The 23374-nt window shown below is 61.5% G+C and carries 23 protein-coding genes and 1 tRNA gene; 12 read left to right on the top strand and 12 right to left on the bottom strand.

The features are described from left to right. Nucleotides 1-77 precede the first annotated feature (77 nt). A complete protein-coding gene (locus ACSQ3G_RS00410; RefSeq protein WP_436108666.1) occupies nt 78-1004 on the top strand; it encodes a tetratricopeptide repeat protein in 927 nt (308 codons plus the stop codon). 3 nt (nt 1005-1007) lie between these two features. On the opposite strand, the gene ACSQ3G_RS00405 is transcribed toward ACSQ3G_RS00410, so the two are convergent. The 5 genes from ACSQ3G_RS00405 to ACSQ3G_RS00385 all read right to left on the bottom strand — a co-directional run bounded on the left by ACSQ3G_RS00405 (nt 1008) and on the right by ACSQ3G_RS00385 (nt 5619). Beyond that, nucleotides 1008-2045 carry a 4-hydroxyproline epimerase gene (locus ACSQ3G_RS00405; RefSeq protein WP_046630526.1) on the bottom strand — a complete coding sequence of 346 codons (1038 nt, stop codon included), beginning with the start codon at nt 2043-2045 and terminating at the stop codon, nt 1008-1010. 14 nt (nt 2046-2059) lie between these two features. After that, nucleotides 2060-2767 carry an SDR family oxidoreductase gene (locus tag ACSQ3G_RS00400; RefSeq protein WP_436108665.1) on the bottom strand — a complete coding sequence of 236 codons (708 nt, stop codon included), beginning with the start codon at nt 2765-2767 and terminating at the stop codon, nt 2060-2062. Nucleotides 2768-2849: 82 nt separating this feature from the next. After that, the gene (locus ACSQ3G_RS00395; RefSeq protein ID WP_436108664.1) at nt 2850-4382 is read right to left on the bottom strand and encodes a glycosyltransferase family 39 protein; all 1533 of its coding nucleotides are present in this window, start codon (nt 4380-4382) and stop codon (nt 2850-2852) included. Between the two features lie 137 nt (nt 4383-4519). After that, nucleotides 4520-4990: a nuclear transport factor 2 family protein gene (locus tag ACSQ3G_RS00390; protein ID WP_436108663.1), complete on the bottom strand. Its 471-nt coding sequence runs from the start codon at nt 4988-4990 to the stop codon at nt 4520-4522. Then, complete coding sequence (locus ACSQ3G_RS00385; protein WP_436108662.1) at nt 4987-5619, bottom strand: pyridoxamine 5'-phosphate oxidase family protein; 633 nt, start codon at nt 5617-5619, stop codon at nt 4987-4989. The genes ACSQ3G_RS00390 and ACSQ3G_RS00385 overlap by 4 nt, the downstream gene beginning before the upstream one ends. 121 nt (nt 5620-5740) lie before the next feature. On the opposite strand from ACSQ3G_RS00385, the gene ACSQ3G_RS00380 reads away from it, so the two are divergent. After that, nucleotides 5741-6649 (top strand): LysR family transcriptional regulator, encoded by a 909-nt coding sequence (locus ACSQ3G_RS00380; protein ID WP_436108661.1) that lies wholly within the window; start codon nt 5741-5743, stop codon nt 6647-6649. Between the two features lie 124 nt (nt 6650-6773). On the opposite strand, the gene ACSQ3G_RS00375 is transcribed toward ACSQ3G_RS00380, so the two are convergent. The 3 genes from ACSQ3G_RS00375 to ACSQ3G_RS00365 form a co-directional block, all read right to left on the bottom strand. Continuing rightward, nucleotides 6774-6850, bottom strand: a tRNA-Arg gene (locus ACSQ3G_RS00375). Nucleotides 6851-6988: 138 nt separating this feature from the next. After that, nucleotides 6989-8419, bottom strand: a complete 1431-nt coding sequence (locus ACSQ3G_RS00370; RefSeq protein WP_436111645.1) for a sensor histidine kinase — start codon at nt 8417-8419, stop codon at nt 6989-6991. Between the two features lie 239 nt (nt 8420-8658). Continuing rightward, nucleotides 8659-10710 carry a methyl-accepting chemotaxis protein gene (locus ACSQ3G_RS00365; protein ID WP_436108660.1) on the bottom strand — a complete coding sequence of 684 codons (2052 nt, stop codon included), beginning with the start codon at nt 10708-10710 and terminating at the stop codon, nt 8659-8661. 492 nt (nt 10711-11202) lie between these two features. Here ACSQ3G_RS00365 and rpmH point away from each other — a divergent pair, with 492 nt between their 5' ends. The 4 genes from rpmH (at nt 11203) to yihA (ending at nt 14361) form a co-directional block, all read left to right on the top strand. Further along, the gene (rpmH, locus tag ACSQ3G_RS00360) at nt 11203-11337 is read left to right on the top strand and encodes a 50S ribosomal protein L34 (protein WP_080719113.1); all 135 of its coding nucleotides are present in this window, start codon (nt 11203-11205) and stop codon (nt 11335-11337) included. A gap of 28 nt (nt 11338-11365) precedes the next feature. Further along, nucleotides 11366-11758 (top strand): ribonuclease P protein component, encoded by a 393-nt coding sequence (rnpA, locus tag ACSQ3G_RS00355; RefSeq protein WP_046664847.1) that lies wholly within the window; start codon nt 11366-11368, stop codon nt 11756-11758. After that, entirely contained in the window at nt 11758-13560 is a 1803-nt protein-coding gene (gene yidC / locus ACSQ3G_RS00350) for a membrane protein insertase YidC (RefSeq protein ID WP_436111644.1), read from the top strand. The genes rnpA and yidC overlap by 1 nt, the downstream gene beginning before the upstream one ends. Before the next feature lie 153 nt (nt 13561-13713). Further along, entirely contained in the window at nt 13714-14361 is a 648-nt protein-coding gene (gene yihA, locus ACSQ3G_RS00345; RefSeq protein ID WP_046664938.1) for a ribosome biogenesis GTP-binding protein YihA/YsxC, read from the top strand. Nucleotides 14362-14450: 89 nt separating this feature from the next. On the opposite strand, the gene ACSQ3G_RS00340 is transcribed toward yihA, so the two are convergent. Beyond that, on the bottom strand, nt 14451-15008 hold the full coding sequence (locus ACSQ3G_RS00340; protein WP_436108659.1) for a fasciclin domain-containing protein: 558 nt from the start codon (nt 15006-15008) through the stop codon (nt 14451-14453). 352 nt (nt 15009-15360) lie between these two features. Between ACSQ3G_RS00340 and argB the strand changes: the two genes are divergently transcribed. Then, the gene (gene argB, locus ACSQ3G_RS00335; RefSeq protein ID WP_046630503.1) at nt 15361-16248 is read left to right on the top strand and encodes an acetylglutamate kinase; all 888 of its coding nucleotides are present in this window, start codon (nt 15361-15363) and stop codon (nt 16246-16248) included. A 19-nt stretch (nt 16249-16267) separates the two neighbouring features. Here argB and ACSQ3G_RS00330 read toward each other — a convergent pair whose 3' ends face one another. Together ACSQ3G_RS00330 and ACSQ3G_RS00325 are read right to left on the bottom strand one after the other, a co-directional pair. Beyond that, on the bottom strand, nt 16268-17041 hold the full coding sequence (locus ACSQ3G_RS00330; RefSeq protein ID WP_436108658.1) for an isocitrate lyase/PEP mutase family protein: 774 nt from the start codon (nt 17039-17041) through the stop codon (nt 16268-16270). A 72-nt stretch (nt 17042-17113) separates the two neighbouring features. After that, nucleotides 17114-18016 (bottom strand): DMT family transporter, encoded by a 903-nt coding sequence (locus tag ACSQ3G_RS00325; RefSeq protein WP_436108657.1) that lies wholly within the window; start codon nt 18014-18016, stop codon nt 17114-17116. A 105-nt stretch (nt 18017-18121) separates the two neighbouring features. Here ACSQ3G_RS00325 and ACSQ3G_RS00320 point away from each other — a divergent pair, with 105 nt between their 5' ends. Beyond that, complete coding sequence (locus ACSQ3G_RS00320; RefSeq protein WP_436111643.1) at nt 18122-18835, top strand: pyrimidine 5'-nucleotidase; 714 nt, start codon at nt 18122-18124, stop codon at nt 18833-18835. A 109-nt stretch (nt 18836-18944) separates the two neighbouring features. Continuing rightward, nucleotides 18945-19616: a hypothetical protein gene (locus tag ACSQ3G_RS00315; RefSeq protein ID WP_436108656.1), complete on the top strand. Its 672-nt coding sequence runs from the start codon at nt 18945-18947 to the stop codon at nt 19614-19616. A gap of 79 nt (nt 19617-19695) precedes the next feature. Here ACSQ3G_RS00315 and ACSQ3G_RS00310 read toward each other — a convergent pair whose 3' ends face one another. Continuing rightward, nucleotides 19696-20556, bottom strand: a complete 861-nt coding sequence (locus tag ACSQ3G_RS00310) for an LOG family protein (RefSeq protein ID WP_105404173.1) — start codon at nt 20554-20556, stop codon at nt 19696-19698. A 136-nt stretch (nt 20557-20692) separates the two neighbouring features. On the opposite strand from ACSQ3G_RS00310, the gene dapD reads away from it, so the two are divergent. Genes dapD through ACSQ3G_RS00295 form a run of 3 tightly spaced genes read left to right on the top strand, consistent with a single transcriptional unit; the run spans nt 20693 to nt 23357 of the window. Next, nucleotides 20693-21547 (top strand): 2,3,4,5-tetrahydropyridine-2,6-dicarboxylate N-succinyltransferase, encoded by an 855-nt coding sequence (dapD, locus tag ACSQ3G_RS00305; RefSeq protein ID WP_105404174.1) that lies wholly within the window; start codon nt 20693-20695, stop codon nt 21545-21547. Nucleotides 21548-21556: 9 nt separating this feature from the next. Beyond that, the gene (dapE, locus tag ACSQ3G_RS00300; RefSeq protein ID WP_436108655.1) at nt 21557-22753 is read left to right on the top strand and encodes a succinyl-diaminopimelate desuccinylase; all 1197 of its coding nucleotides are present in this window, start codon (nt 21557-21559) and stop codon (nt 22751-22753) included. Next, nucleotides 22737-23357, top strand: coding sequence for a hypothetical protein (locus ACSQ3G_RS00295; RefSeq protein WP_436108654.1), 621 nt, complete (start codon nt 22737-22739; stop codon nt 23355-23357). Before dapE ends, ACSQ3G_RS00295 begins: the two co-directional genes overlap by 17 nt. The last annotated feature ends 17 nt before the right edge of the window (nt 23358-23374 follow it).

The raw sequence follows: 23374 nt of genomic DNA, 5'->3' as shown, positions 1-23374 counted from the left end.
TGAAAGGCACACGGAACCGGTGCCTGCTTCCGGCGTTCGTTAAGCAATCTGAATGATCAGTTAAATCGGAGCGCAAGATGAAATCCCGCCTCTCGAAAGTCAACAGGGGTTTTGCAATTGCCACAGGTACCGCCGTCGCGCTATGCGCCCTGACGGTTTCACTGGGCGCCGAGGAACGCGCCAAACTGCAGCTCACCTCTGCCGTGCAGACGGAATGTGACCGCCTCGCCGGCAGCCCCTACGATCAGCAGCGCAACGGAAAGTTTGCACCTGTCGGCATTTCGGATATCGACGGCACCGCGGTAAACGCCTGCCGCATGGCCTATGACGCAACCGGCAACCCGCGTTTCGCCTATCAGCTCGGCCGGGCTCTCAACAACACCCAGCAGGCCGACCAGGCGATGAACGCCTACGATGTTGCAGTCCAGGCGGGATATGCCGCCGCCAAGGTGAATTTCGGCATGCTGATGGGCCGGCTCGGCGACGAACGGTCGGAATTCGAGCTCTATACCGAGGCTGCCAATGGCGGCAACGTGCTGGCCGCCTACAATCTCGGCGTCGCCTATCGTGATGGCCTCGGCACGCAGCCGGATGTCAAGCGGGCGCTCACGTGGTTCGAAAAGGCGGCGGCGGAAGGCGACGACACGGCTGCCTTCAATATCGGCGCGATCTATGACGAAGGCCAACTCGTCGAGCAGGACGACCAGACGGCGATCGCCTGGTACGACCTTGCGGCTCAGCGCGGCAATACCGATGCGATGATCAATCTCGGGCTGATGTACGAGGCTGGCGAAGGCATCGAAGCCAATGCTCTGAAGGCTGCCGAAATGTACGGCAAGGCTGCCGAGAAAGGCGATGTCTTCGGCGCTTATAAATTCATGCAGATGCAGGAACTGGGCATTGTCCCGGGTCCGAGCGACCCCGCGACGACCGAAGGTGTCAATTCGCTCGTGCTGAAGCCGGGCGACATGGAACAGTCGGGCGGCAACGGCAAGAAAATCTGAAACTCAGATTTCCCCAGCGGATGGGCCCCACACGTCGGTCATCGCAAATCCGTCCGACAGCGGGTCGAACGGATCAAGGGCAATCTGATGCAGACCGAAGGTGAAACCGCGGCCGGTGATCGTCGGAACGATCGCCGGCTTTCCTGCGACCTCCGTTTCGGACGCCAGTCCCACCTCGAACTCAGAGCCGATGATCGAGCGCGACTTGAAGACGTCCCCCACCTTGACCTTGCCGCGCGCATGGAGCGCTGCCAGATTGGCGGAATTGCCGGTGCCGCAGGGCGAACGGTCTGCCCTCCCCGGCCACATCGTCGTGCAGGTCCGTACCGTGCCATCGGCTTCGGTGTCCCGGAACATCACGTAAGCGACGCCGGAGATCGCGGGGATTTCCGGGTGTACGACCTCGATCTGCCTGTTGATGAGGTCCTTCAGCACCATGCCGGCCTGGACGAGTGCTGCTGCATTGCCCTTCTCGATGGTGAGACCGATCTGGCCGACATCCACCAGCCCGTAAAAGATCCCGCCATAACAAAGGTCGAGCGTGATCTCGCCCCATGACGGGGTCTGAACCGTGACATCAAGCTGATGCACGAAGGACGGCACCATGGTGAGTTTCACCTTTTCGCAACGCCCGTCGCGGCAGGTGGCGGTGGCGCGCACGAGACCGGCCGCGGTTTCCAGAATGACGACGGTTTCAGGCTCCTGCATTTCGACAATGCCGGATTCCAGAAGCGCTGTCGTGACGCAGATCGAGTTCGAACCGGAACTCGCATGCGCCTGGTCCGGCTGCAGGATGATGAAAGCGGCGTCCGCATCGGGATGTTTCGGCGGCAGCAGCAGGTTGACCGAGCCGATCGGCGCTCCGCGCGGCTCGAGGCAGAGGAAACGGCGAAGCTCGTTGCCCTTCGGATCGGTGTTCAGCCAGTGAAGCTGGGCGGCAACCGTTTCGCCCGGGATCTTCGGCACGCCGCCGATCGCGACCTTGCCGATCTCACCCTCGCAATGAACGTCCAGCAGCTGGATCGTGCGCTTCCATCTCATCTCGAATACTCCGATCAGACGTGACGGGTGGCGCCGCCATCGACGCGGATGTTCTGGCCGGTGATGTAGCCTGCGCCATCCGACAGGAGGAAAGAGGCGGTCTTCGCTATTTCTTCTACCTGGCCGACACGCTTCATCGGTACCTTTTCCGCCGTTCCAAGCTTGTGATCGAGACTGTCGATGAACCCCGGCAGGATGCAGTTCATGCGGATATTGTTGGCCGCATAGCGATCCGAGTAGAGCTTTGTGAAGGCACCCGCAGCTGCGCGGTAGGTGCACGAAACCGGGAAGACGAGCGAGGGCTCGTAGGCGGCGAAGGTGGTGATGTTGATGAAGGCGCCCTTGCCCTGTTTCAGCATGACCGGCGTCACCAGGCGCGCCATGCGCACCAGCGACAGGATCATCATGTCCGAGCCGAGCGTCCAGTCCTCGTCGCTGATGTCGAGCAGGTCGCCCTTCGGCGGATGGCCGGTATGATTGACCACGGCGTCGATGCGGCCGTAGGTCTTCATGGTGAGGTCGAAAATCGCCTGGATGTCCTCGGCCTTTTCCGCGACACCCCGCGAGGCGACGCCACCGAGTTCGGCTGCCAGCTTCTCGCAGCTTTCCGAGGGCGACATCAGCGCGAGCTTGTAACCCTCGGCGTGCAGTTCGCGGGCGATCGCCTCACCCATGCCACGTCCGCCGCCGGTAATCAGCGCGACCTTTTCCGTCTCAGCCATCGGAATCTCCTTGGGGTCCTTATCCGCCTGCGAGCAGGCTTCCCGAACAGATATATCAGCCTCGCCGGTTTGCCTACCGCCTTCAACGAAGCCAGAGATAACCGAGGTTGAGCTGCATTCTGCCGTCGCCGTAATAATAGGGTAGCGAGAGAGATTTGGCAGGCGATGCGGTTAATCCGAGCGTAGCAACGGAGGAAAGATCGATCTGCGGCGTGCCCGTCGGGCGCGCGCCATCGGCCCAGATCGCCAGAACCGGCCCCTTCATGGCGTTTGCAGCGGGGAAGCCGGCGATCGGCTGTTCGGAATTGATGACCGGCACATCGGGAAACTGTAGCCGCATATTGCCGGCAAGATGCATGCCGGCTGCAACGATCACCGCCGGCCGGCCTTCCGCTTTCAGCGCTTCCGCGACGGAGGCAAGCGGATAGTTGATCCGGGTATAGGCGCCGGTGAGCCCACCCGTGAAAGTCTTGCCCGCCAGCGGGACCGATGTCACAGCCATAATGACGATGAAGACGGGGACGAAGCGCTTGAGATGGAGCGTGGTATCGATGCCCGCTCGTTCCAGCTTCAGAAGCAGATAGAGCGGCAAGGGCAGAAGATACGGATCGAGCCAGCGCTCCGTAATCTTGGTCGTGCCGGCGAAGAGGATCACGAAGACGACACCGAGCAGGCCGACCGCCATCATCAGGCCCAGCAGGCGCGTCCAGCGGTCGCCAGCGGTCAGCGATCGCCTGAAGTCCTTTTTGAAGGCTATCGCGAAGATGGCGACCGTCAGTGCGCCGAACGCGATGCAGGCAAGCATCAGCGAGCCGAGTGCCCGTACAACACGGACAATGCCATGCGGTGCGTTGGCCTCGACCATCTTGCCGATCGTGCCTGATGTCGCGAGATCGAGATTGCCGCGAAGCCAGAGGGCGTGCGGGAGGACGATTACCAGGCCGACGATCGCGGTCAGCAGGATGCGCGGATCAAGAAGACGGGCACGCCATTCCCTGTCGCAGAATACGGCAATGAGGGCGGAGGCAGGCAGCAGCCCGAAATTGTATTTCGAGATCATGCCGATGCCGATCGCGACCCCAACGATCAGGTAGCCCTGCCAATCCGCCCGGACAAGGGTTCGGAAGAGCCCGTAAAGGAACAGCGACGTCGCCATCAGCACCGCGACGGTGTGCGTCAGATCCTGCTGCGGCATGTAGGAAAGCTGCGGCAGGGTGAGCAGGCTCAGCATCGCCATCGCCGCAAAGGCGGGTCGGGCGTCGATCTCACGCGCCGCCATGCCAAAGAATACGTAGCACAACAGCAGCATCAGGAATTTCGGTAAGGTCAGCGAAAAGAGCGAGATGCCGATCACGCTGACAAAGGCATTCTGAACCCAGTTGTAGAAAGGCGGCTGCGGCCCGTACCCGGCAAGCCAGTATTGTGAAAACAGCGCCTGCTCGGCCTCGTCCAGCGTCAGTGCGTTGGGCAGCATCAGGCGGACAGCGATGCTCAGCAGGAAATAAGCGCCCAGAAAAAGCGCCGCGGGCCAAAGGCCGCCAGCCAGAAACCCTGTCAGCCGGCCGGGTTTGATCAACTCTTCGGAACGCACCGCGCCCACGCTCTCGCGATTCATTTTCGCCTTATAAGAAAGTTATCATACGAAGCGGATGGCACAGCCTGCGACGCGGATCAATAGAAAGCGCGCGCCCGCCGTTTGATAACTTGCGCCAAATTGAACGCGTGTGGATTTCCTGCCAATCTCCTTACAGATCAAAAGCCGAGAGCGCTGAGGCTTGGATGATCGTCGGGCCTGCGGCCGAGCGGCCAATGGAAACGCCGCTCCGCCTCGCGGATGGGCGCGTCGTTGATGGAGGCGAGCCGCCGGCGCATCAGGCCATGTTCGTCAAACTCCCAATTCTCGTTGCCGTAGGAGCGGAACCAGTTGCCGCCGTCGTCGTGCCACTCATAGGCGAAGCGGACCGCGATGCGGTTCTCCCGGAAACTCCACAGCTCCTTGACGAGGCGGTAATCCAGCTCCCGCTGCCATTTGCGGGTGAGGAAGCCGACGATCGCCTCACGCCCTTCGAGGAATTCGGCCCGGTTGCGCCAGTAGCTATCGACCGTGTAGGCGACCGCCACACGCGCCGGGTCCCGGCTGTTCCAGCCATCCTCCGCAAGTCGGACTTTCTCGACTGCCGTTTCCGGCGTGAACGGCGGCAGGGGCGGACGTTGGTCGCTCATTGGGTATCTCCATGGATGGCAAGGCGGGCGCGCAATTCAGCGTTTTCGGATTCGAGCTCGGCTAGTCGGTCCCGAAGGGGACGGACCGCCTCGCCGACCTGTTCCTCGGTGAAGCGGGGGGTGATGTGCTGCGGACAGTTCCAGTCGAAGCTCTCGAGCCGCAGCCGGAAAATCCGTTCGAGCTTCGCCCGATAATCCGCATCGATGACAAGCGCAGCCAGGGCAGGATCCGCATCAAGCGCCACCTCCTCCACATGTACATAGATCTTCAGCCGGGCACGACGGGCGTAATCCATCAGGAAGAGGCATGCCCTGTCGTTAGCCGCAACATTGCCGGTGCTGATATACTGGCGATTGCCGCGATAATCCGCGAAGGCCAATGTCCGGTCGTCGATCACCTTCAGGAAGCCGCGCGGGCCGCCGCGGTGCTGGACATAAGGCCAACCCGTCTCCGAGACCGTCGCCATGTAGAAGCTGTCCCGGTCGGCGATGAAAGCCGCTTCATTTTCCGTCAGGCGATCGAAGTCACGATCGCCAGCGAAATTCTGCCAGATGTGATCGGCACCCATAGCCTTCTGTGCGGCCCGAACGCTCGGTGTGATGGCGATGTCCAGAAAGCCATAGGGCATGAAGGAGCTCCTTCCCGGCAGAGCCGCTATCGGCGCCGTTGAAGAGGATGCATAGCCTTTTCCATAATCCAGCATAATATAGTATTGCTGGAACTCATCTTGTCAAAAAATGGAAAGATGGATGGATCGCTTCGAAGCCATGTCGATGCTGCTGGAGGTGGTGGACAAGGGTAGCCTGTCTGCCGCGGGTCGGGCGCTCCGGGTGCCGGTGCCGACGCTCAGCCGGAAAATCTCGGAGCTCGAGGCATCGCTCGGCACGCGTCTGTTGATCCGCACGACCCGCAAACTCACCCTGACCGATGTCGGCGTCACCTATGTAGCCGCGGCACGACGCATTCTCGAACAGGTCGAGGATGCGGAACGGGAGGCCGCCGGCGAGTTCACAACACCAAAGGGTGAATTGGTCATCACAGCGCCGATCATGTTCGGCCGGCTCCATGTCCTGCCCATCGTCATCGATTTCCTGGCCCTGTTTCCCGAGATCAACATCCGCTTGCAGCTGGCGGACCGCAACGTTCACCTCGTCGACGATCATGTCGATATGGCAGTCCGGATCGGCCAACTGCCGGACAGCACGATGGTTGCGACGCGGGTCGGATCGATGCGGATGGTGACCTGCGCCAGCCCCGCCCTGCTTGCGGCTCACGGCGTTCCGCAGATACCGGAGGATCTTCGAAGAATGCCGTGGGTGACGTTCGAAGGGCCGGCTCCATCGTCAATTCGGCAAATGCTGCCGCCAGGATTGAGTGCGACCGCGACCGCATCCCGCCTATCCGTCTCGACCGCCGAGGCCGCTGCGGAGGCCGCGATAGCCAATGTCGGGGTCACGCGGTTGCTCCATTACCAGGCGGCGGAAGCCATCAAAGCCGGAGCGCTCCGGATCGTCCTGGAATCCTTCGAGCCGGAGCCCGCCCCCGTCCATCTCGTTCACGCTGCGCGTGGCCAGATGCCGCTCAAGATGCGCAGCTTTCTGGATTTCGCCGCACCGAGGCTGCGGCAGGCGCTCGGCAGGATCGGCTCCGCCGCCTGAGAGGTTCCGCGACTGCAATCGAAAGCAGCTAGACCCGGTCGCCAATTCAACATTTCGAGGAAGATTGTCCTTCAGGACACACTAGACGATGGGAGTGACGCGAATGGCGTCGTCTAGGAGAAAATGGCGCACCCGAAGAGATTCGAACTCCTGACCCCCAGATTCGTAGTCTGGTGCTCTATCCAGCTGAGCTACGGGTGCGTCTGCAAGCAGTGCGTCACCGCTTGCGTGGCGATCCTCTAAAACGTCCGCATTCCGATTGCAAGCGATTTTACCGAAGGCAACGTCATTTTGCTGTCACTTCTCGCTCAAACCGTTGAGAAGCAACATTTATTTGCGTCAAGCCCGAACCCGGTAGTCCTCCAGAGAGACCGGACGGTCGGGAATTTCTATCCTAAACTGCGTGCCGGGGCCTGGTTTCTCGACAAGTGCGATGGTGCCGCCGTGGGCCAGGACAAGCTCACGGGCGATGACCAGGCCGAGGCCGGTGCCGCCCGACCGCGCCGAGCCGCGGAAAGCGGAGAACAGGTTCTCACGGGCTTTTCGCGGCATGCCGGGGCCGGTGTCGTCGATGGTGATGCTGACAACGCTGCCCACCCGGTGCGCGGAGACCGTGACCCGGCGAACAATGGACGTATCCTGCGGATCGAAATTCAGCAGCGCCTGGACGGCATTTCGGCAGAGATTGTGGATGACACGGAAAATCTGCTCGCTGTCGCAATCCACTTCGAGATCGGCGGCGATCTGATCCAGGAACTCGATGCCGATCTCCGGATCGATCGCCAGCATGTCGCGCACCTCCTGGGCCAGCGCTGCAAAGCGGATGCGGCGGCGGCGGGGCGCTGCCTCGGAGGCCTGACCGTAAGCCAGCACCTCGTTCGTGTAACCTACCGCCCGGTCGATCGTGCGCAACAGTTTCGGCGCGAAACTCCTCACCATCGGATCGTCGACGTCCGTCAGGCGGTCCGACATCAGCTGCGCCGATGCCAGGATGTTGCGCATGTCGTGGTTGATCTTCGAAACGGCGAGGCCAAGATCGACCAGGTTCTTCTGCTGCTTCAGCGTTCGCTGCAATTGCGCCTGCATGGCTGTCAGGTGCCGGCCGGCGACTGCAAGTTCGCCCCGAGAGCGATCGGCGCTAAAGACGCGGGCGGGGTCGTCCGGCTGCTCCGAGAAAAACTGCATGCTATGGGTGAGCCGCCGGATCGGCATGATCATCATCCGGTTGATGGCGAGGAAGATCAGTACGGCGGTAATCAGGGAGATCAGCAGCGACAGGAGAAACATCGTCTTCGAATATTTCAGCATGTCCTTGCGCAATGCGTCATCGGTCATGACCAGTTCGATGACCATGTCGCTGTCGCCGATCGGGCCATAAACGCGCATCACGCGGCCGCCGCCAAAGATGAGCGTGTCGAGTGCGTCACGCATCGAGGATGCTATCGGGACATTGGCAAGATCGAACACTTCATCGATCTGCGGCTGCGTGTCCGTTGCAGCCAGCAGCCGCGAGGTGCCGTCCTTGCGCAGGGCGATCACCTTGGTGCCGGTCGCAAGCAGCGTATCGTCCTGCACGGCGCGAGGAAGATCTGCGGGCTGTAGCCCGTCGATGACGATGCCGGCGGCGGCAGCCGTATCCAGCCGATCGCGCAGCCAGTTCATCCGCATGGTGGCGACGGAGGGGACGAAGATCAGGACTTCGGCCATCATCACGAAAATGACGGTAAGCCAGAGAAGCCTGCCGGAAAGGCCGCGGAAAAGGCGCGGCATGGTTTCCGGACCTACGCCTATCGGCGAGGACCCCGAGCGCCCCGAGGTATGAACCTCGTCGTCCATGCGGATCTCCATTTCCGAATACCCGGCCCGCCGGATTGATGCGAGCCTACGGATGATCGCTTATTTTAGAGGTTCGGCGTTTTTTTACCAGTCCCCTTTGCCGCAGTGCAAAAGAGAAAGCGGAGAGGGTTGCCCCTCTCCGCTTCCTTATTCGGCCGATGTGCGAACTTGGATCAGAATTCTTCCCATTCTCCGGCAACCGCTGCCGTTGCGACGGCCCCTCCGCCGAAGGCCCGCGAGAGCGCACCCGTCATCGCCTTTACCGGAGAGACGCGCGGCCGATGGACGGGAGCTGCCGCAACCGGCCGCACGGGAGCTGCCGCAACGGGCCGCGTGGTCCTGACCGGCTCGGCGACGCGCTCGCCCTCCTGGCCGATGTCGAAATTGGAGACAAGTGCAAACAGGCTGTCGGCCTCGGAAGACAATGTCTGCGTCGCCGCGGACGTCTCCTCGACCATGGCGGCATTCTGCTGCGTCACCTGGTCCATCTGGTTGACGGCGGTATTGACCTCGGCGAGCCCCGTCGCCTGCTCGCGGGAAGCGACAGCGATCGAATGGATGTGATCGTTGATGCGCAACACGCGGGTTTCGATTTCCGACAGTGCCTCGCCGGTCTTCTGGACCAGCATCACCCCTCCGGCCACTTCCTCGCCGGACTTGCTGATCAACGCCTTGATGCCCTTTGCAGCACTTGCCGAGCGCTGGGCGAGTTCGCGAACCTCCTGAGCGACGACGGCAAAACCCTTGCCGGCTTCGCCTGCACGGGCGGCCTCGACGCCGGCATTGAGCGCCAGAAGATTGGTCTGGAAGGCGATTTCGTCGATGACATTGGTGATCTGGGCGATCTCGCGGGAGGCCTGCTCTATCCGGCCCATCGCGTCGACGGCGCTCCGCACCACCTCGCCCGACTGGACCGCGCTCTGCTTGGCCTCGCCGACCATGACTGTTGCTTCATGCGCCCGCTCGGTCGACGTCTTGACGACGGCGGTGATCTCTTCGAGCGCAGCGGACGTTTCCTCCAGAGCGGCAGCCTGCTGTTCGGTGCGGCGGGACAGATCATTGGTCGCGCGGCTCAGTTCGGCGGCGCTGCCGTTGATGGAGCCCGTGGCGGTGCGGACATTCCGCATCGTGCCGCGCAGCGTATCCATGGTGCCGTTGACATTGTGCTGCAGCTCGGCGAATGCGCCCTTGAAATTGCCCTGCATACTGTCGGTGAGGTCGCCCTCGGCAAGGCTTTTCACGACGCGCCGGGTTTCCGACACTCCGGCATCGACGCTCCCGACGAGCATGTCGACGTCGCGAGCGAAGCGATCGAGGCTTTCCTCGCCCCATTGCTTGTCGATGCGGCGGGTAAAATCCCCCTCCGCGGCAGCTGCGACGACGGCGGCCATACGCGCCTGCAGGTCGTCGTTCTTGCCACGCATGGTCGCTTCGGAAGCATTCATGCGCGCGACTTCGATGCCGTTCCTGCGGAAGATCTCGATCGCGGCGGCCATGTCGCCAATCTCGTCGGCGCGGTCGGCCCCGTGGACGACCGTATCAAATTTGCCGTCGGCGATATGTTTCATCGCTCTGGTCAGAGCCGTGATCGGATGGCTGAGCTGGCGACGCCCCAGATAGAGGCCGAAACCAGCACCTGCGGCAACGCCTGCAAGGGTCACTGCGGAGACAAGAATAAAAAGGGTCCGCGTGAAGCTGTTGAGCTCTTCATTGACCGCAGCGAGGACGGCCTTGTCGGTGCCGACGATAGCATCGATCTCGACCTGATAGGCCTTGCGGTTGCTGCGGTTGGCGTCGTTGTTACCCTGCACGTTGGCGTCGGCGGGGCTCACTTCCCGGCCGAGGCGTGCGGTCTCGGTCCGGAAGCCGTTGAACTCCTTGGAACGGGCAAGCAGCTTATCGAATACGGCACGCTCGTCGGCCGGGACGATCTTGTCCCATTCCTTGAGAAGCTTGCCCATTTCATCGAGATACACGAGGATGCCATCGGCGAATTTTGCAGCCTCCTTGGTATCCTTCGACATGTAGACGCCGCGGGATTCCATCACGACGGCGGTGACGAGCCGGTTCAGGTGTTCGCCCTTGTGCGCCCGGTCTGCGGCCAATTCATATTGAACCATCATCTGGCGATATTCGGCCATGGCAAACAGAGCCATGCCGCCGATAAAGCAGGCGACGAGGCTCATGAGGCCGACGAGGAGGTTGATTTTCCCTCGAATTTTCATTTCATTCCCTTCCAGACGGGACTCATCATGCGAGGAAGGCAGGCCCGTAACCCAGATTCTCTTCCATTCAATTGCTAAAATTAGCCTTTAGAAATTAAAGAAACGCTTAGAGAAAAAGTGCTTGCGCAGCCCCGGCGGGCATGGTTTTTCGCCGCGCGCGCGCCGGTTGAGATATTTGACGTTTGACAGGGAAGATGGCTCTTGCCTACTATTTCTCACCCCTAAATTCATGGGGAAATATTAGTGGAGCGGCACCTGCAACGTCGCCCGGCGGGCGGGACCGATCAAGATCGGCAGGCTCTCGGCCTAAAGGCCCAAAAATCCCGGCAGCGATTGACTTTTGCGGCGGAGTCCTCTTATAAGCCGCCCACGTTCAGCTCCGGCGGGCTTGCACGCATGCAGCCGCTTGCGCAGATCGTTTTTCCGAAGCGCTCTTGCCGTCGTGATGACGGCAAACTCCAAGAAGGGCCGCACACCGCGGTATTAAAATAAATGAAGCGTACCTATCAACCGTCCAAGCTTGTTCGCAAGCGCCGCCACGGATTCCGTACCCGTATGGCCACCAAAGGTGGTCGTCTGGTTCTCTCCGCACGTCGCGCCCGTGGCCGCAAGCGTCTCTCGGCCTAAGGCCTGAGATGCCCGAGACGACCGGGCGATGACGACTGAGACAAAGAACGAGAAAACTGTCGGGCGGCTTAAAAGCCGGCCGCAGTTCCTTGCCGTCCGGGCAGGCGAAGCCCGCCGGGGCCGGAACTTCCTTCTGGAAGTCCTTGATAGAAACCAGCCGGACGAAGCGCCGCGCGTCGGTTTCACCGTTACCAAAAAACATGGCAACGCGGTCGAACGCAACCGCATGCGCCGCCGTCTCCGCGAGGCGGTGAGGCAATCTGCCGGATTTGCAATGAAGAACGGACACGACTATGTGATTGTCGCGCGGCGGGAGGTGCTTAAGGCTCCCTTTGCGGATATGACGGCCCAGCTTATCGAGCGTATCGAAAGCAAGCCGAGACCAAAGCGGTCCGAGGAGACCCGTTCCAGGAAAGCATGATGGAAAAGAACCGCAATTACTTCATCGCGATCGCGCTCTCGGTGCTGATCGTTCTTGCCTGGCAGTTCCTCTATATGAACCCGAGGATGGAAGCCCAGCAGCGTGCCGAAGAAGCCAGCCGTGCGCTTCAGGGCGAAAGCGCTCAGCCTGTTTCCCCGGAGAGCCCCGGCGCTCAGAGTGGTGGCGTACTGGGCAATCTGCCCGGCGCCAGCCCGGCAGCTGCCGCGCTCTCCCGCGACCAGGCGCTCGCACGGTCGCGGCGCGTGCAGATCGAGACGCCGGCCCTGATCGGCTCCATCAACCTGACCGGCGCCCGTTTCGACGACCTGAAGCTGCGCGAATATCACGAGACCGTCGACGACAAGAGCCCGATCATCACGCTGTTTTCGCCATCCGATACGACCGACGGCTATTTCACGGAAATCGGCTATATCCCCAATGAATCGATCGGCGCCGCCCCCGGCACCGGCACGCAATGGACGCTCGCAAGCGGCGACAAGCTGACCCAGCAGACGCCGGTGACGCTGACCTTCACCAATGAGAAGGGCGTGACCTTCACGCGCACGATTTCGATCGACGACCACTACATGCTGACCGTCGCCGACAAGGTCGACAACAAGACGGCCGCCCCGGTGACGCTGACGCCCTATGGCCGCGTGCTGCGCAACAACAAGCCGGCGACGCCGTCCGTCTGGGTCATCCACGAAGGCTTCATCGGCGTGATGGGCGAGAGCGGCAGCCTCGACGAACACACCTACTCCAATATTGAAAAAGAGCAGTTCACCAACGAGAAATCCACGACCGGCTGGATGGGCATCACCGACAAGTACTGGGCTGCCACCATCGTGCCGCCGCAGACGCTGCCCTATGTTGCACGCTTCTCGCATTTCGCCGGTGCTCAGGCGAGCTACCAGGCGGACTACAAAGGCGACGACCTGACGGTTCAGCCGGGTCAATCCACCGAACTCAAGAACCTCGTCTTCGCCGGCGCCAAGGAAGTGCCCTTGATCTCGCGATACGAGACCGAGTTCGGCGTTCCGCAGTTCAACCGCCTGATCGATTGGGGATGGTTCTACTTCATCACCAAGCCGATGTTCCAGCTGATGGACTTCTTCTTCCGTCACGTGGGCAATTTCGGCGTGGCAATCCTGCTCACCACCATTGTCGTCAAGGCGCTGTTCTTCCCGCTCGCCAGCAAGCAATACGCTTCCATGGCCAACATGAAGCGCATGCAGCCGAAGATGGAAGAGCTGAAGGCCAAGTTCGGCGACGACCGGATGGGCCTGCAGCAGGCAATGATGGCGCTCTACAAGGAAGAAAAAATCAATCCGATCGCCGGCTGCTGGCCGGTGCTGTTGCAGATCCCGGTCTTCTTCGCGCTCTACAAGGTCATCTACGTCACCATCGAAATGCGGCACGCGCCGTTCTTCGGCTGGATCCAGGACCTGTCCGCTCCCGACCCGACGTCGCTCTTCAACCTCTTCGGCCTGCTGCCCTTCGACGTGCCGCACGCGCTGATGATCGGCGTCTGGCCGCTGGTGATGGGCGTCACGATGTTCGTGCAGATGCGCATGAACCCGACGCCGCCGGATCCGACCCAGGCGATGATCTTCACCTGGATGCCGCTGGTGTTCACCTTCATGCTGGCGTCCTTCCCGGCCGGCCTCGTCATCTACTGGGCCTGGAACAACACCCTGTCGGTGACGCAGCAGGCGATCATCATGAAGCGTCATGGCGCCAAGATCGAACTCTTCGACAATCTGAAGGGCTTCTTCCGACGAAAAGAAGCGCCGACAAAATAGCGTCCACCAACACACCGACGAAGAACCCCGGCTGGTCCGGGGTTTTTCTTTTGGAATAGGGGCTGGAAAGCCCGAAAGCTTGACATTGCCGGCCAAAACCTTGAAGCCGTGCCCTTCGACAGAACAGGACGACCAGAACCGATGCCCGCAGACATGAGCACGGACGACAAGCCGCTTTTCGGCCGCCCCTGGATTTTCATCCGCGGCGTGCCCTCGATGAAGTTCCTGCCACCGGAAGGCCCGCTCGAAGTCGCCTTTGCCGGCCGCTCAAACGTCGGCAAGTCGTCGCTGATCAACGCGATCGTCGGCCAGAAGGGATTGGCGCGCACCTCCAATACGCCCGGCCGTACCCAGGAACTCAACTATTTCGTGCCGGACGGCTATTCGGGCGCAGGTACCGACCTGCCGCCGATGGCGCTGGTCGACATGCCGGGCTACGGTTATGCCAAGGCTCCGAAGGAAACCGTCGATGCCTGGACCAGGCTCGTCTTCGACTATCTGCGCGGCCGCGCGACGCTGAAGCGCGTCTATGTGCTGATCGACAGCCGCCACGGCATCAAGAAGAACGACGACGAAGTCCTGGACCTCCTCGACAAGGCCGCCGTCTCCTACCAGATCGTGCTGACCAAGACCGACAAGATCAAGGAACCGGCCGTGGTGAAGCTGCTGGCCGAGACGCAGGAAAAGATCCGCATGCACCCGGCGGCCTTCCCGTTCGTGCTCTCCACCTCGTCCGAAAAAGGCAAGGGGATCGAGGAACTGCGCCAGGCGATCGCCGAAACCGTCGGCCGGGCGCTCTAACGCTGCCTTACTAGAAACGGTAAATCCGGCCGCCCCCTGAGAGGCGACCGGATCCTGATGCAAAAGCCCCAAAGGGGTGTGACCGGCTTTTACATTTTCGGCAGCAGAACCTTGTCGACCACGTGGATGACGCCGTTCGACTGCTTGACGTCGGCGATCGTGACATTCGACACGCCGCCCGTTTCGTCGGTGAGCGTGATCTTGCCCATGCTTTCCTTGGCTTTCAGGATGCAGCCGCCGACGGTCTTGACGTCATGGGTGCCCTTGTCGTCCTTGATCATCTTCTCGATGGCGGTGGACATGGCGCTGACCGCGACCACGTGGCAGGTCAGCACCTTGGTGAGCTGAGCCTTGTTTTCCGGCTTCAGCAGCGTTTCGACCGTGCCCTTGGGCAGAGCAGCGAAGGCTTCGTTGGTCGGCGCAAAAACCGTGTACGGACCCTTGCCTTGGAGCGTCTCCACCAGGCCGGCAGCCTTGACGGCCGCGACGAGCGTCGTGTGGTCCTTGGAGTTCACGGCATTTTCGACGATGTTCTTGTCTTCGTACATCGCCGCGCCGCCGACCTTCGGATTGGCGGCAAAAACGGCCACGGCGGTGGCGGACAGAACGGTGGCGACAGCGAGCGTGCGGAATGCGGTCTTGAACATGATGGCTTCCTCTCAACGAAACTAATTGCCCCGGCGCGGATGCGCGCCTCCCAAGGCATGGCGTCCCGACATCGGCGGAGACATCACAAGAGACGGAAGGCCGGGAAGAAGAGTTTCAACGCTGACGGCAAAACCGCCGTTAAACTTTCAAGCTGCTGTTTTTATTTGCCTATATCTGTCGGGCCATTTGCAAACTGCAATGTCTGGGCCTTCCCGCGAAGGGTATTTGCCGGAATACGACCACCATTTATCCGGCGCCGGCACGTCGATTGGACGACAATCTCGCGGACTGATTATTTCCTCTGTCAGAAACATGCGCTAAAAGGCCCCACTTATTATTCAGGGGTATCCGATGACGGCTTCCGAAAGCGAACTTCAGGCCAAGCTTCTGGCACAGGCGCTGCCCTATATGCAGCGTTACGAAAACAAGACGATCGTCGTGAAATACGGCGGCCACGCCATGGGCGACACCGAACTCGGCAAGGCGTTCGCCGCGGATATCGCGCTTCTCAAGCAATCCGGCGTCAACCCGATCGTCGTGCATGGCGGCGGCCCGCAGATCGGCGCCATGCTGACGAAGATGGGCATCGAGTCCAAATTCGAAGCCGGCCTGCGCGTCACCGACCAGAAGACCGTCGAGATTGTCGAAATGGTTCTCGCCGGCTCGATCAACAAGGAAATCGTCGCGCTGATCAACCAGACCGGCGAATGGGCGATCGGCCTTTGCGGCAAGGACGGCAACATGGTCTTTGCCGAAAAGGCCAAGAAGACCATCATCGATCCGGACAGCAATATCGAGCGGGTCCTCGACCTCGGTTTCGTCGGTGAAGTGGTGGAAGTCGACCGCACCTTGCTCGACCTGCTCGCCAAATCGGAAATGATCCCGGTCATCGCTCCGGTCGCCCCAGGCCGCGACGGCGCGACCTACAACATCAATGCCGACACGTTCGCGGGCGCCATCGCCGGCGCGCTCAGCGCCACCCGCCTGCTCTTCCTCACCGACGTTCCGGGCGTTCTGGACAAGGACAAGCAGCTGATCAAGGAACTCACGGTCGCCCAGGCCTTGGCCCTCATCAAGGACGGCACGATCTCCGGCGGCATGATCCCCAAGGTCGAGACCTGCATCGAGGCGATCAAGGCTGGCGTGCAGGGTGTCGTCATCCTGAACGGCAAGACGGCCCACTCGGTGCTGCTCGAAATCTTCACCGAGCACGGCGCCGGCACCCTGATCGTTCCCTGATCGCGGACGGCTTCAAGGCTCAGCCGGCGGCGGTGAAAACCGCCGCGGCGTCTTCCTTCAGCTTCGCCATCATCGCCCGATACGGCCCCGGCCCGTAACTGACCCGGGCAACCCCGAGTTCACCGAGGCGTTTCGGCGACGGTACGCCACCGAACATCATGATGTTGACCGGAAGCGGCGAGGCCTTGCAGAGCGTCTCGATCAACGCCTCATCGGCCAGTCCGGGTGCGAAGAACCCGTTGCCCCCAGCCTCGGCATAGGCTTTGGCACGTTCGATCGCCTGATCGAGAAGTGCTGCATGCTTCGTCCGGTCGCCTTCCTGCAGGAAGAGGTCGGTGCGGGCGTTGATGAAGAACGGCATATCACGGGTGTCTGCCAAGGCCCGGATGGCACGAATGCGCTCGGCCTGCTTCTCCACCGGATAGATACCGCTGCCGCCGACCACCTGATCCTCGAAATTGATGCCGATCGCGCCGGCATCGATCACCCTGGCGACATTTGCCGCCAGTTCGGTCGGATCCTCCGCATAACCGCCCTCAAAATCCACCGACAAGGGAAGGTCGATCGCTGCGGCGATCGATTTCGCCGTGGCGAGCAAGGCGTCGAGCGGCAGGTTCTCGCCGTCGGCATAGCCTTGCGCTGCGGCGACCGACCAGCTTCCGGTGCCGAGCGCCTTCGCCCCAGCCTCCGCAACCGCCTTGGCGGTGCCGGCGTCCCAGATGTTGTAGATGATGACCGGATTGCCCTTCCGGTGAAGCGCTGCGAACGCGGCTGCCTTGTCTTTCTGTGGCATGAATGATCCTCCCGTTGATCGGAATATCCTAACCGGTTTCTATGACGGACGCCGCCGCAAATCGGGCGTCGATCAGGAAAAGAGCAACCCGAGGATGCCGCCGACGATCAAGAGGCAGCCGAACACTTCCATGCGGTTCACCCGTTCATGGAAGAGGAAATAGGACGCCATGAAGGTGAAGACGAGCTCGATCTGCCCGAGCGCGCGGACATAGGCCACCTGCTGCAGGGTCATGGCGGTGAACCAGCCGGCCGAGCCGACAACGCCTGCCAGGCCGACGAGAGAGGATGAACGCCACGAGAGAACGACCTGGACGATCTCGCGCTTGTCCTTCCAGAACATCCAGACCAGCATGAAGGCCGTCTGGAAAGTCGTGACGCAGGCGAGCGTCACCGCGGCCTCCATAACCGGTCCGGGACCGCCAAGCGACAGCGAAGCGCTACGGTAGGAAACCGCCGAAATACCGAAGACGGCGCCGGAGGCTATGCCGATCAGGGCGGTGCGGCTGGTCAGCGCGACCAGCATGTTGCGCCAGGAGAGCGGCATGCGCGCCGTCGAGATCGTCATCACGCCGATCACGCCGACGATGATCGCGGCGACTGAGCCTGGCGTCAGCTTTTCGCCGAGCAGGATGAAGCCGAATATGGCGGCCTGCACCGGCTCGGTCTTGGAATAGGCCGTCCCGACCGCAAAATTCCTGAGCGAAAAGAGATGCACCAGCATCATGGTCGCAAAGATCTGCGCCAGGCCGCCGATCACCGCCCAAAGAGCGAAGGTCCAGTTCAGTGCCGGGAACGGATAACCGGCGATATTGTGAAGGCAGAGGACATAGAGGATCGCGATCGGAAAACCGTAGCCGAAGCGCACGAAGCTCGCTCCCCGCGTGCCAAGCGAACCCTGCAGATGCTTCTGGAGGGCAGAGCGCAGGTTCTGCAGAAAGGCGGCGGCGATGGTGATGGGGATCCAGAGTTCCATATGCTGGCGGTATCACGCGTTCCGGCAGATCGCCAAGGCCGGCTCAGGCCGAAAGCGTTCGTCTTTTTCGTTTTCTTTGCCGCCGAGCCGGTGCATAAAGCGGCCATGGAAAAAAAGCCGCAGACCTCGCCCGATCCCGTCGATTTCGCCCATGTCCGCGACTGGGTGTTCGATCTCGACAACACGCTTTATCCGCATCACATCAATCTGTTCGCGCAGATCGACAAGAACATGACGGCCTATGTGCAGGAACTGCTGCAGCTCGAGCCGGCAGAAGCGAAAGCCCTGCAGAAGCGCTATTACCACGAGCACGGCACGACGCTGCAGGGCCTGATGCTGAACCACGGCATCGAGCCGGACGGGTTTCTCGAACAGGCGCATGCGATCGACTATTCGGCGCTGTTGCCGCATCCGGAACTCGGCGAGGCGATCAAGGCGCTTCCCGGCCGCAAGTTCATCTTCACCAATGGCAGCGTGCCGCATGCTGAAGCCGCCGCCAGGGCACTCGGCATTCTCGACAATTTCGACGACATATTCGACATCGTCGCGGCCGACTACGTGCCGAAGCCGGCAGGCGCGACTTACGACAAGTTCGCCAGCCTGCACCGGGTCGATACGCAAAAAGCCGCGATGTTCGAGGATCTGCCGCGCAACCTGCAGGTGCCGAAGGCGCTCGGCATGCGCACCATCCTCCTCGTGCCGCGCAACCTGGACGCCGTGCTGATGGAACGTTGGGAAAAGCTTAGCGACGAGGACGATCATATCGACTACGTCACGGACGATCTGACAGGCTTCCTCAACGGCCTCAATATCGGCTAAGGTTTTATCGGCATTACTAAAAATTCATCCACATTACGGATGTTTAAGTGGTTTTGACCGTTGCAGGTTCTATCTTCAGGCTATCGAAACAACCTGAAGGACCACCGCAATGACCGCGAAGAAGATCGTTCTGGCGACCCTTGGAGCAGCGCTGATCGCCGGCGCAGCCATTCCTGCCTTTGCAGCTCCAGGGCGTGATGGTCCCGGCCGCCATGGTGGTCCCGGCCGCGCGATGATGCAGGACGTGATGTTCGTGCGCCTCCTGAAGAATGCCGATGCCGACAAGGACGGCAAAATCTCCAAGGACGAGATGACGGCATTTCAGGACAAGCTCTTCACCGCGATCGACGCCAACAAGGACGGCTCACTGACCCGCGGCGAGATGTTCGACTATCGTCAGGCGAAGATGGAAGAGTTCCGCAAGACCCATCAGCCCGAGGTGGCCAATGCCACAGACCCGAAGGACGACCAATCCGACGATAAAATGGCCGACCGTAACATGGCCGACCGGCGTGATGACCACCGTCGGGACCGCGATCATTCCGCATGGAACCATGATGGTCAGGGCCGCCACGGCGGGCGCCGCGAAGACGCTCGGTGGGAAGGCCCGCACGGCCGTCAGATGATGGGCCGGGGCATGTTCCGCATGGTCGATGAAGACAAGGACGGCAAGATCACCAAGACGGAAGCCACCACCGCATCCGACAAGCTGTTCGCCCGCATGGATACCAACAAGGATGGAACCATCTCCATCGACGACCTGCCGGACCGCCCCCTCTAGTTCTCCGCCCCCTTGGAACTAGCTCCGACAGTCGTCCAAAGGACCCGCCCCTTCCCCAAGGGGCGGGTTCTTTTATTTTTCAATGCTCGTAAAAATCCGAGATGATCTTCCAAGCCTGTTCCGAAGTTTCAACAAAACTGATGAGGCTCAGGTCATCCGGCGCGATGGTGCCAAACTCCGCGAGCGCGCCAAAGTTGATGATGCCGCGCCAGAAGGATTCGCTGAACAGGATGAGCGGTATGGGCTCCATGCGCTTGGTCTGGATGAGGGTGAGCGCCTCGAACATTTCGTCCAGCGTGCCGAACCCGCCGGGGAAGACAACGACTGCCTTCGCCCGCATCATGAAATGCATCTTGCGGATGGCGAAATAGTGGAAGTTGAAGCTGAGTTCCGGCGTTACGAAGCGGTTGGGTGCCTGCTCGTGCGGCAGCATGATGTTGAGCCCGATGCTCGGGGCACCGGCTTCCGCCGCACCGCGGTTGCCAGCCTCCATGACGCCGGGGCCACCGCCGGTCACCACCACGTATTCCTGATGATTGTAGCCGGCCGAGTGTTTGCCGCAGAGTGCCGCGAACTTGCGCGCCTCGTCGTAATAGACCGAAGCCGCTTCAAGGTTCTGGCGCTGGGTGTCGTTGCGGGCGGCCCAGGCGCTCTGGCCGGGAGCCGGGATGCGCGCGCCGCCGAACAGCACGACGGTCGATCTGATGCCGCGCTCGGCCAATGCCATTTCCGTCTTCATCAGCTCGAGCTGAAGCCGCACGGGGCGAAGCTCTTCGCGGCTGAGGAATTCGTCATCCGCATAGGCTAGCCGATAGGAATGCGATTCCGTCTGCGGCGTCCTCGGCTGGACTGCGGCGTCGTTTTTGTCCGCCTTGTTGTCCTTCAGCGGATCCCAGACCCCGTCCTTGCGCCGCGGCCCGTCCTTCTTCGCCTTTGCCATTCGCATGATCCTTCCGGCGTCAAATGCATTGACGCCAATTCACATTGACGCTTGAGTGGCGGTCGCTTAGATCAAATGACACCAAATGGCCACCTCTCCCACCATCACGATACAGAGTGACGTTTAAGGATTTCCCATGAGCAGCCCCGACTTTTCTTCTCTCGAAAAGACTATCGAGACGGCCTTCGACAACCGCGACACCGTAACGGTTTCGACCAAGGGAGAGATCCGCGACGCGGTCGAAGAGGCGCTCAACCTGCTGGACAGCGGTAAGGCGCGAGTCGCAAGCCGGGGCGAAGACGGCGTGTGGACGGTGCATCAGTGGCTGAAGAAGGCGGTGCTCCTGTCCTTCCGCCTCAACGACATGGAAGTGGTCAAGAACGGCCCCGGTGCCTCCACCTGGTGGGACAAGGTGCCCTCCAAGTTCGAGAACTGGGGTGAGAGCGAGTTCCGCGCCGCCGGCTTCCGTGCCGTGCCGAACGCAGTCGCGCGTCGCTCTGCCTATATCGCCAAAAACGTCGTCCTGATGCCCTCCTTCATCAACCTCGGCGCCTATGTCGATGAAGGCACCATGGTCGACACCTGGGCGACCGTCGGTTCCTGCGCCCAGATCGGCAAGCACGTGCATCTTTCCGGCGGCGTCGGCATCGGCGGCGTGCTGGAGCCGATGCAGGCCGGCCCGACCATCATCGAGGACAACTGCTTCATCGGCGCCCGCTCGGAAGTGGTCGAAGGCTGCATCGTCCGCCAGGGTTCGGTGCTCGGCATGGGCGTATTCATCGGCAAGTCGACCAAGATCGTCGACCGCGCCACCGGCGAGATCAGCTATGGCGAAGTGCCGCCCTATTCGGTGGTCGTCGCCGGCACGCTGCCGGGCAAGCCGTTCCCGAACGGCGAGCCGGGCCCCGGCCTCTATTGCGCCGTGATCGTCAAGCGCGTCGATGAAAAGACCCGCTCCAAGACCGGTATCAACGAACTGCTGCGCGACTGATCCCATCCCATGTCCAGTGCCGATCCCATCGCCAATCTCCAGACGCTCATCCGCTGCCCTTCGGTGACACCCGCCGAGGGCGGCGCGCTGGCAGCGCTGGAGGCCATGCTGCTTCCGCTCGGTTTCAAGGTCGAGCGCATGGTGGCGACGGAGCCCGGCATGCCGGACATCGAGAACCTCTATGCCCGGCTCGGCAGCGATGCGCCGCATCTGATGTTCGCCGGCCATACGGATGTGGTGCCGCCGGGGGATGAAACGTCATGGAGCCGGCCACCGTTTGCCGGCGAGATTGTCGGCGATGAGTTGTTCGGCCGTGGCGCGGTGGACATGAAAGGTGGGATCGCCTGTTTCGTCGCCGCCGTCGCCCGCCACATAGAGCAACATGGCGCGCCAAAAGGCTCGATCTCCTTCCTGATTACCGGCGATGAGGAAGGCCCGGCGGTCAACGGGACCGAGAAGCTGCTCAGATGGACCGCTGAACGGGGCGAGACCTGGGATGCCTGCCTGGTCGGCGAGCCGACCAATCCCGATATGCTCGGCGACATGATCAAGATCGGCCGCCGCGGTTCGGTCTCCGGCAAGGTCACCGTCTTCGGCGTCCAGGGCCACGCGGCCTATCCGCATCTGGCCGACAATCCGGTGCGCGGCCTGCTGCCGCTTGCATCTGCCCTGATGGACCCGCCCTTCGACGGCGGCACGGCGGAATTCCCGGCCTCCAACCTGGAAGTGACATCCATAGATGTCGGCAATCCGGCGACCAACGTCATTCCGGCAAAAGCCAGTTTCGCGTTCAACATCCGTTTCAACGACACCTGGACGGCCGACACCGTCAAGGCGGAGATCGTCCGACGGCTGGATGCGGCAGCGGTCGGCAGTCCGCTTCGCCCGGATCGGGAACCGGCGCGTTACGAGATCATCTGGGCGGAACGCCCAAGCCACGTGTTCCTGACCCGCAACAACGCTCTGATCGCGTCGCTTTCCGGCGCTGTCGAGAGCGTGACCGGCAAGGTGCCGAAGCTCTCTACGACGGGCGGTACGTCTGATGCCCGGTTCATCAAGGATTATTGCCCCGTTGTGGAATTCGGCCTGGTCGGCCAGACCATGCACATGATCGACGAGCGCGTGGCCCTTGCCGATCTGGAGACGCTTACCCAAATCTATGGGACCTTCCTCTCCCGCTGGTTCGATAATGCCCTCCTATCATGAAGTCAGGCTCTACCTCGGCGGCCTCTGGCTGCTGATCCGCGGCGATGCGCGCGGTTTGCGGCCGTTCGACATTTCGGACGAGGGCGTGCTGCGTTCGTTCTGGGCAGTCGCCTGGTGCGCGCCGGCGCTAATTGTCGGCTGGATCTTCCGGCGGATGGAATACCTTCGCCATTTCCCTCAACGTGAGGACTATTCCTTCATCTTTTTCCTGAAGATGCTGGTTCTCGAAGCGGCCCAATGGATCGTGCCGGCCGTGGCGCTCATCGCCCTCGGCTTCGTTCTGCGCTTCATGCCGCTCGTGCGGATTCTGATCGTGGTGCGCAACTGGCTCATCGTGCCGCTCACCTATGCGGCCTATTTCATTCTCGCGCCTGTTGCTTTCCTGTCTGATCAGCAGGGCGGCTATGCCACGCTTGCCAGCTACGGCGCGCTCGCGCTGGCGGCAATCCTTCTGTTTGCAACGCTCTTTCTCATGTGGTGCATCCTGAGAACCGTCATGGGTGGCCCGGTGATGATCCGAATTGCGACCCTAGGGCTCGTGGCGCTGGCGGAAGTTATTGCTGCGCGCGAACTGGAGAATATCATGGGGGTTTCGTTAACCTGATGCGTGATTTCGCCGTT

Source organism: Neorhizobium tomejilense, assembly GCF_964254135.1.
Classification (GTDB): Bacteria; Pseudomonadota; Alphaproteobacteria; order Rhizobiales; family Rhizobiaceae; genus Neorhizobium; species Neorhizobium tomejilense.
Note: the sequence above shows the minus strand (reverse complement) of the source record. Positions and strands in the feature narration are given on the sequence as shown.